Below are 8,916 nucleotides of genomic sequence, written 5' to 3' on the forward strand. Positions count from 1 at the left end.
CAATGATTCTGATTCACTGATTGATGATGAATCGGATGTTGATTCTGAGCTACTTGTTGATTCTGAATCGGATACACTTACTGATTCTGATGTACTTTCTGAATCACTTTCTGAGTTACTCAATGATTCTGACTCACTGGTTGAGAGTGATGGGTATTCTGAATCTGATGTACTTTCTGATTCAGATACACTGAGTGATTCTGAAATTGATGACGATTCACTTTCTGAGTTACTCAACGATTCTGACGCACTGATTGAATCCGATTCACTCAACGATGCACCTGATTCTGAACTACTCAATGATTCTGACTCACTGATTGAGAGTGATGGATACTCTGAATCTGAGGTGCTTTCTGATACGGATGTACTTTCTGAGCCACTCAGTGATTCTGATTCTGAACTAGAAACAGAAGCATCGTACGCATTATTAGGCAAAGTAAAGGTATGATTTGCACCATTCATATGGAAAGTAATATCAAAAGTTTCTCCTGCTCCTGGAGCGTACAATTCATCCACAAATGAGAAGTTAATTTTGACACCTACGTGACCGACGTCAAGAGGACCAATTTTCTCCTCCCATTTCACATACTCACCATTATTGGTTTTCAATGTAATTTTGAAGTCATCCGTCAGACCGTTTTCTGCAGCAAGAGCGTCATTCCATGCTTTCCCGTTAAAATTACCTGAACGCGTATTAATTTCGCCATGGATATCCCTTGTCGCATGTCCTAATAGATTATCATTGAACCAAGCCCCTAAATTATAAGTGTACGCCCCTGTTTCAATCTGTTCAAAACCCTCCAACTTGGCAAAAGGTACTACCGATGCCCTTAGATCCGTCTCTGATTGTAAAGCCAAGCTATCCGAGACTGATTCTGATTCAGACAGCGATGAAGCTGTGCTTTCTGATACAGATTCCGAAGCCCCTAACGTGATAGCTACACTGTCCTTTTGAGCAAGCACATCTGTTGATTGTTGTTTTTCAATACCAACTTCTTCCGCTGATGCATGATTTCCTACTAAACCATCACCAACTATACCAACTCCTAATCCTGCAGCAAGGCCAGTGAGGATTTTCAAACCTTGTCCCAGATGGTCCGGATCTGAGTCATCTTCCTCATATAAGCGTTGATAAGCATCATTATCTACTTCTGCTTTGACTTCTGCTTTAACTTGACGGGCTGTTTTCTTCGATAAATTCAACCAGCTGAATTGCGTCAAACTGGAAACTACCCAGAACTTCCCTGATTTGTGCATTTTGAAACGAGTTACTTGCTTTATTAAGCCTTTTTTCTTATTTTTCAATCATTAATTCCTTCTGCATTGGTGTTATATTAAACCTAAATTGTAATATTTTGATCTTTCTCAAAAAAATATAGTTTTTACAACACATTATTTTCCACAACATTTTTATAATTAAGATATAAAACTTTTCTATCTGATGAGACACCTCCTTATTGGTTGAAAGTTAAAATCCGTCTGTATATATAGTCTATTACTACACATTTGAAAAATGAGCCTTATTCAAACAAAATTTTTGTTTATCTTGACAATATACTTTAGAAATAACCTTATTTTTTGAAAGTAAGTGGACACCTATAATATTACGGTAAAAATCAGCTATATAAAAAAATACCTTTTAGGAATGTATTTCATAACTTTTTTGCATACAAGCGAAAAACATCCCGATAGAACCTTTACCCGATTTCTTTCTCGATTTGTTTAAAAACGGCGCATCAAGGTGCACACTTCTACCAACCCACTTTAAAGTAAAAAACGATCTATTAAGGTCGCTACTCCAGTACAAAGCATGTTAAGAAAAACATTAAGTAGATCCCTCCAATCAACATAGTCTAGTCTATTGAAAGTCAAAACCACCCGTATAACAAGTGGTTTTGACTATAAATTATTTTATTAACTTTATAGAAGTATCGCTTAGATGAGACAACTAATTCTTCTTTTTCAGTTTTGCACTGAGATTCACTTCCGCTTTTTAAAGCTTATAGTCCTGAAATTCCATCGGCATCGAACATTTCAGAAGAAATTTCCCCTTTATCATTTTTTAAACGGTATTCGGCTGGAGATAAACCAGCCTAATTTTCTCTTCACTCTTTTTGTGTTGTAAAGGTATAGTCGTAATAAATTTCTTGCTTCAATAAGTCAAAGAAATTTTCCATGACGGAGTTATCGTGACGTTTTCTTTATGGCTCATGGTCTTATAATGAAAAGCAGTGTTTCCTGATATAGATTCGGAATTATCCCATGTATTAGATGCACTGTACTTTTGAGCAACTTATTTTGTTTTGATTATAGAATAGTTTATAATTTTCTTAATATACAAAATATATTTTTTTCTAGCTCAGGGATAACATACTCACGGGGATCTCAAACATGAACATTAGCCATTTAGAATATTTTATCGCCTTAGTCTCAAATGACTTCAACATCACAAAAACAGCACAATTAAATTATATTTCTCAACCCGCCTTAAGTAAAATTATTAATTCATTGGAAGCATTATATGATGTCGAGTTATTCATACGTCAAAATAGAAGAATTGTTGGACTTACAGCTCTTGGATACGATGTTTACTCTCTATCCCTTCAAACATTGGAAGCTCATCACACATTACTAAACTACCTCACCAGTTTTTCTAAAAAAGAAGAACTAAAAATTGGAGTACCCCCACCTCTTCTTCCAAGTTATGTCTCCAATATTATCCTTGAATTGTTTAACCGCCATCCGCAAATGCAAATTTCAATCATTGAAGAAGGTGGGGTTTCTTTGAAGCAAAAACTGCATAGTGGGGAAATTGACATTGCCTTCATAGCCACCACACCTAATGACACCTTGAATTATATTCCAATTTTTGACGATGAAATTGTAGCTTATATGGAACACACACATATACTAAATCACAATCAAAAAAATGTTGTGACACTTCAAGAAGTCAACTCTCAAGTACTCTGCACTTTAGGTGACACATATTTATTAAGTCGCATCATCACTAAACACTTTTTATCTCAGAAATTAACTCTAAATTCTAAGATAAAGTCTAGCTCTCTGAAGTTTCTGATTGGATATTGTCTTCGTTTTCACGCTATCACACTCTTACCCACCTCTTCCTTTTCAAATCTTCCCAATAAGAATCAACTTGCATATAAGCCATTATCTCCCCCTCTAAATCTCACCATCTACATGTGCTACTCCAAAAACAATGAGGTGAAAATTGCCCCAATAAAAAATTCAATACTTCAAATCAAAAAAGAGTTTGCAATATAAAAATCATCATCATCATCATTATGAATGGACGTGGTCACCTCATCAAATATAAAGACGATGAAACATGAGAAGTCCCCCCAAAAGACATCAGTATCTAGAGCACTGACATCTTAGCGTGTTTTATTTTTAAAGAAAATGTTATAACGGCTTCGATAAGATTAATAAAAAGGGTTCTCGTAATTTTTTTATGGCGGCTCTTTTTTCTTGTTCGGATCGGATATGTTAGAATGGAAGAGGCAATAAAAAACAAAGTGAATCTTTATCAATTCTATATCACGTCTTGCCAGCGTGATTTTTTGTTCCTTAAAGTTGCATGAGTACGGAGAATTCTGGCATAATAATACTATATCTAGTAGAATAATTCATTTAATCCGTCTATGTTTGATAAGCATTGTTGTTTGCTAAATAATGATTATTATCTTTAATTTTCGGAGTATTTTATATACTTTTGTTTTTTTTACAATTTAATAGACACGACAAGACTGAATTACTTGTTGAAATAGTTCAATTTGTTTCTGAATGCTTCCCACATGAAATACCTCGTTATTTTGACAACGGAAAAACTTTTTCCGCAATTGTTTTCGGGAATAATCCTGTACCACAGGAAATATTAATATTGCTTCTCAAAAGAATAATATTTCCATCTATTTCTATAGCTTTTTAGAGAGACAAAATTCATTTGACAAGTATGTATCAATTTTCCCCAAGAGTTCTGTTGGGAAAAAATGTCTACGTATAAAAAACAAAAATTTTCTAGAAAAATACAAAGACATCCTTACTCAATTTCTAAATGAACTTAGCTGAGATTGCTATAAATAAGTAATCAGTAGTTCAATCACCTCAACTTTTAACCACAGTGCTAACCCATTTTGTTTTATCCAAGTTCGTGCAAACTGACTTTACTTAATCCGTTATGGTTCAGACCCCTAACAAAACTAGTACATGTAAAAATTTACTTGTACTCAACTTTCGGAAATTAAAACGAGGTGCGTATCTATAACTATACACCATTGTTATAGTTCAAATCATACATGAAGGAGTAGGTAAAACTGCACCCTAGCAAAGAACATAATTCTATAATGAAATCAAAAAAATCAATAAAAAAAGATGATACTATAACTCTATCCACTGGAGAGAAAGCCACGGTCACAGTAGGAGATGAGAGTACGTTCTTTAACAATATCTACGTTGTGAAGTTAGAGAATGGTGAATGTAGAGTAGTTGACCGGAAGACCCTTACTTTGGCTTCTAATCGCTCTTAATTTTGTCACGCTCATAACTGCGCTTTTTCTGCACCTTACGTGCAAACCTGAACCACGTTGCTATGCCTCTTTCTCGACATGAGGAAGATATGAGAAGAACTGAAACAGACGATTCAAAGTCTGAGAAATTCTGTAAGTATCGCTACCAAAACGGAGCGTATACTGCACCGAATGCAACTTTTGAAGAAACGCTTGAAATTGGTAGAAATGGGGCTACCCATACCAACTTAAGAAAGTTGAACGCTGGACAAAATAACATTTCTAATTCGATATACTTGTTATAATTCCCATTCAGTATCCTTTAATAGACTATCCTTGCTGACGATATAACTGAACTATGGTTTGATTTAACTTTTCTCATATAATTTTCTTTTCTTGTATAAGTCCTTTCCGGGCATTAGTACAAAAGAAAAGAGGTTTAATATGAAAATAAATGAAATTACAAGAAAGATGCACAGTTGTTTACGTACCTCCGTTTATCTTGAAGTAGAAAGTCTTACAGGTAAAAAGGGCAAAACCATGCTTAGAGAAAAGTAGAGTTTGAGAACTTTGAAGCCTTGACTTGGTGAGATGATTATTTGCTTACTGTGAAATTTAATAGTCAGTCGTCAAGGTGGGGTTAAGAAAGCCATATCCCTCTAAAAAAGAAACCGTCCTTTAGGTACTGACGGTTATAAGTTATTACTTTGTGCATCAACATTATCTGCAGTCCAATACATTACACGTACTGTTCACAACCATTAGTTTCTGGAGTAGCTGTACATCTCATCTCTTGTTGGTTAGACAAGAAAAAATAATAGTTATAGGTACCATTTAACCTGCGTTAGTTATCACTGCTAACAAAAGAAAACTCGAGGACTGTAATCCTCGAGTTTTTGCTTTCATATTTTTACTTGCACTATTCACCTCGCCATTTTTTGCATTCCATTTTCTCTTAGATTCTAAATCCATCCTTGTTTTAAAACAAAAAATGACCTACATATCTCTCCAGCAAGTTTTGAACGTTGATGTTCAAACTTGAATCTCCCTTCAAATTCTTGAGGGACATCGACTTCTACGATCTGTAACTTCAAGACAAGGGTAAAGCGTTCGCTAAGCTCTGGATTATCCTGTATACTACTATCATGCTAATCACGAGAGAGGGACTGACGAAAATCCTAACCGTATGATACTACGCATTTGTCAAAAGGAACAAAGAAAACCACGAAACATGTCAACTATAGCTTTATGGATTATTTTTTTGAGGGTTTGCGGAATAGGAAAAGTATTCCATGGGGCGTTGAGTGGTTTATAAAGAAATTCTATTTGGTAACGCTTTTTTTGAAGAGTTTTTACACAGAATAGCCGCAACAGCCCCCAACAAACCGGTAATACAAGCTACAACGATCAGAGTTTTCATACTCATATTAATATTATTCGTAGCCTTTAAAATAGATGTTTGAATTGCCCCAGCAATTGTTATGCCTACGCTAGAGCCCAAAGCGCTGGACATTTTATAAATACCAGAAGCTACCGCGGCCTTCTCTTCAGCTGAAGCGCTAACTGCGGTTACAGTTGAAGGAGTTGCATAAACACCATTCCCAACGCCAATCACAGCAAGTGCTAGAAAACATAGGACTGTATATGTGATATTGCTAGCGCTAGTAAACATTAATATAAGTAGCGGTACAGCCGCAATAGAACTCCCCGCAGCCATTAGATACATACTATTAAATTTGGACATCAATTTTTCGCCAATGCGAATAAAGAAAATAAGAGTAGTCAAGTAACCTACTGTTGTAAGCCCCGCTTGAAAAGCAGGCAAACCTCGACCATCCTGTAAATAAAACATAATAGAAAAGCCAACAATGGATGTCATTAGGTTTAATGAAAAATTAGAAATAGTTGCCGCATTAAAGGGCATGCTTGAAAATAGAGAGAAGTCAATTAAAGGGTTCTTTTTATTTTGTTCTACTTTCCAAAACATAGTGAATCCAATAATTGAGACAGCATAAGCTAGAATCATTAACGGACTAAGCCAACCCAGTGATTACCCGTATAAAATTATTAAATTAACACTCAATATAGTGATAACAAGAATTATCATCCCCATGTAATCTATTGTGACTTTTTTATCAGCTTACTCTCTTTTATATTCCAGAGCAATACCATTGCTAATATACAAGTAATCGCTGTAAGGTAGAATATCCAGCGCCAACCTAGATATGACGTTACTGCCCCTCCAAAGAAACTCGAAAGTCCAGCTCCTCCCCAAGAACTCATTGACCAGAAGCTCATAGCTCTCTTCTTTTCTGCATCATCTTGAAAATTCACATTGATCAAAGCCAGTGAGGGGGGCATAATAAATGCACCTGATAGACCTTGTAATATACGACCTGTTATCATTAAGAAACCGCTCTGTGTTAAACCGATTAGAAGGGAACCTAAAGTGCATATCCCCAATCCCAATAGAATTATTTTTTTCCGTCCCAAAATATCGGCTACAGATCCACCTGCAACCATAGTAATACCTGCAATCTAAGCGTGCACACTGATAGCTAGACTGATCATTTCCGGAGAGAACCCAGTTTCTAACTGAATACTTGGCGCCGCAGAGACCATGGCTGAACTGAACAACCAATAAGTTAAGACCGACAAACAAATACCTATGAGTATGATATTATTGTTTGTTGTGTTGTGTTGTGTTTCGTTTCCATACAAACTCCTTGTATAATACAGTTTATAGCTTTTTCATACCAATTTTCTCACAACATAACAATTATTAGAAATGGAATCAAACATAGGTACGGATGGACTTGACTCATCTTCTCGAATTCTTTTTGTGCGTCTTCAATCAATGTTTTATCCTGGAATAAATCGACAGCCATTCGAGCTAAAACTTCCCCAGCCGCAAGCATACCTTTCTGAGCCACTGTTGACTTCCCATGCGCTACCCACTGCCACGAGTGCATCAAAGTAAATTGTGGTTCGCAGGCAAGTAAGGCTTGTGCTGTGGGTATTTTCAAACTCACATCTCCTAAATCTGTTGAACCAGCTGGATCATTGAAAAAAATGGGAGGGATAACGGTAGTGACGATAGCTTGTTTCATAAAGTCTTCAACCTGCTTGTCCGATGCCTCTGGAAAGATATCTCGGTATGCTTTTTCTCTGAACTTACGCGACTGTTCCTCTGTTGTTTCGCTTAATTGTTTTGTATATTCGAGTTCTTCGTCGCTGTACGTAATTGCTTGTGCAACATTTGTGACGTGCTTGTGCATTAACTTTGATAGAAATTGGTTGGGTACATACTCACAACACGTAGTTGAAACTTCAATCGTACAAGTTGTGCCCGTCATCATCGCTGCGCCCTTGATGACATTTTCGAGCCGTTCTCTCAGCTCAGGCAACTGATCCACAGAGTTGGCTCTAATCCAATATTCCCCACTTGCTTTAGATTGGACAACATTAGCTGCTTTTTCTCCAGTTTCTTTAATAAAATAGTGGAATTGAACATCTCGCTCCACATGCTCTCTCAAAAATTGAATACCTACATTTAACAATTCCAAAGCGTCCAATGCACTTCTTCCGAATTGAGGTGCCACAGATGCATGGGATTGTGTACCTTTAAAATTAACATTTAGACCAAGGACAGCGTATCCAGGTATGCCATAGATACTATTAACATCCGTAGGGTGCCATGATAAAGCAACATCAATATCATCAACTCCTCCGGACTTAGTAAAAAAAACCTTTTCCAGATAGGGCCTCTTCTGCTGGACACCCTACAAGTTTAATCGTTCCTGAAATGTCTCCGTTTTGAATCAGTTCCTTCACAGCTACTGCTCCTGCCAAAGTCCCTGTTCCAAGTAAGTTGTGACCACAGCCGTGTCCATTTCCACCTATTACGTTCGCTTCCTCTTTTAGAGCAAAAGCATTTTGATTAAATCCAGGTAGTGCATCATACTCCGCAAACATCGCAATAGTGGGTTCTCCAGAACCATAGGTCGCTACAAAGCTATGTTCCATATTCCCTACAGCACTCTCTAAATTAAACCCTTCATTCAGCAAAATATCTTTAAATGCCTGGGCGGAAACGGGGGTGTCAAATCTAATTTCATTGGCTTCCCACACCCGATTACTTAAATCAATAAGTATATCCTGTTTTTCATTTATTGTTTTTGTGATTTTTTCTTGAATATTCATCTCTATTCACTCCTTAAATCAAATTTTGTTTACTTCGGTGTCTGGTACACAAGCTCTCTGTTTTTCGTATCCTCCTTTCTCTTTTTCATTAAAATATTACCATAATACTCAAGGGGTTCGTTGATTTCCTTCAAAAAGGAAATCATAATAACTCACTGAAGCACCAGTTTGTAATGGAAAATAATAAAAC

7 protein-coding genes and 2 pseudogenes are annotated in these 8,916 nt (G+C 36.4%); 2 read left to right on the top strand and 7 right to left on the bottom strand.

Annotated elements, in window-relative coordinates; translation table 11 throughout:
• Both LACDD01_RS10305 and LACDD01_RS12675 read right to left on the bottom strand, forming a co-directional pair.
• Positions 1-1,305, bottom strand: a 1,305-nt coding sequence (locus LACDD01_RS10305; RefSeq protein ID WP_197458049.1) for a KxYKxGKxW signal peptide domain-containing protein, incomplete at its 3' end; no start/stop codon positions are given.
• Positions 1,306-2,000: 695 nt separating this feature from the next.
• Positions 2,001-2,192: pseudogene (locus LACDD01_RS12675) on the bottom strand (hypothetical protein); the annotation flags it as partial.
• A 199-nt stretch (positions 2,193-2,391) separates the two neighbouring features.
• Between LACDD01_RS12675 and LACDD01_RS10310 the strand changes: the two are divergent.
• Together LACDD01_RS10310 and LACDD01_RS12680 are read left to right on the top strand one after the other, a co-directional pair.
• Positions 2,392-3,282 (top strand): LysR family transcriptional regulator, encoded by an 891-nt coding sequence (locus tag LACDD01_RS10310; protein ID WP_061414972.1) that lies wholly within the window; start codon positions 2,392-2,394, stop codon positions 3,280-3,282.
• A 1,324-nt stretch (positions 3,283-4,606) separates the two neighbouring features.
• Positions 4,607-4,828, top strand: a complete 222-nt coding sequence (locus LACDD01_RS12680) for a zinc ribbon domain-containing protein (RefSeq protein ID WP_082779301.1) — start codon at positions 4,607-4,609, stop codon at positions 4,826-4,828.
• A gap of 657 nt (positions 4,829-5,485) precedes the next feature.
• On the opposite strand, the pseudogene LACDD01_RS12475 reads toward LACDD01_RS12680, so the two are convergent.
• The 5 genes and pseudogenes from LACDD01_RS12475 to LACDD01_RS10335 all read right to left on the bottom strand — a co-directional run.
• Positions 5,486-5,596 (bottom strand): annotated as a pseudogene (locus LACDD01_RS12475) (phage tail protein); the annotation flags it as partial.
• 236 nt (positions 5,597-5,832) lie between these two features.
• Positions 5,833-6,510, bottom strand: coding sequence for an MFS transporter (locus LACDD01_RS10320; protein WP_061414979.1), 678 nt, complete (start codon positions 6,508-6,510; stop codon positions 5,833-5,835).
• 131 nt (positions 6,511-6,641) lie between these two features.
• The gene (locus LACDD01_RS10325) at positions 6,642-7,046 is read right to left on the bottom strand and encodes an MFS transporter (protein ID WP_061414982.1); all 405 of its coding nucleotides are present in this window, start codon (positions 7,044-7,046) and stop codon (positions 6,642-6,644) included.
• A gap of 242 nt (positions 7,047-7,288) precedes the next feature.
• Entirely contained in the window at positions 7,289-8,281 is a 993-nt protein-coding gene (locus LACDD01_RS10330; RefSeq protein WP_156468523.1) for a peptidase dimerization domain-containing protein, read from the bottom strand.
• Complete coding sequence (locus LACDD01_RS10335) at positions 8,259-8,726, bottom strand: M20/M25/M40 family metallo-hydrolase (RefSeq protein ID WP_061414988.1); 468 nt, start codon at positions 8,724-8,726, stop codon at positions 8,259-8,261. The genes LACDD01_RS10330 and LACDD01_RS10335 overlap by 23 nt, the downstream gene beginning before the upstream one ends.
• Between the last annotated feature and the right edge of the window lie 190 nt (positions 8,727-8,916).

The sequence above is a fragment of the Lactococcus sp. DD01 genome (assembly GCF_001578715.1).
Lineage (GTDB): Bacteria > Bacillota > Bacilli > Lactobacillales > Streptococcaceae > Lactococcus > Lactococcus petauri.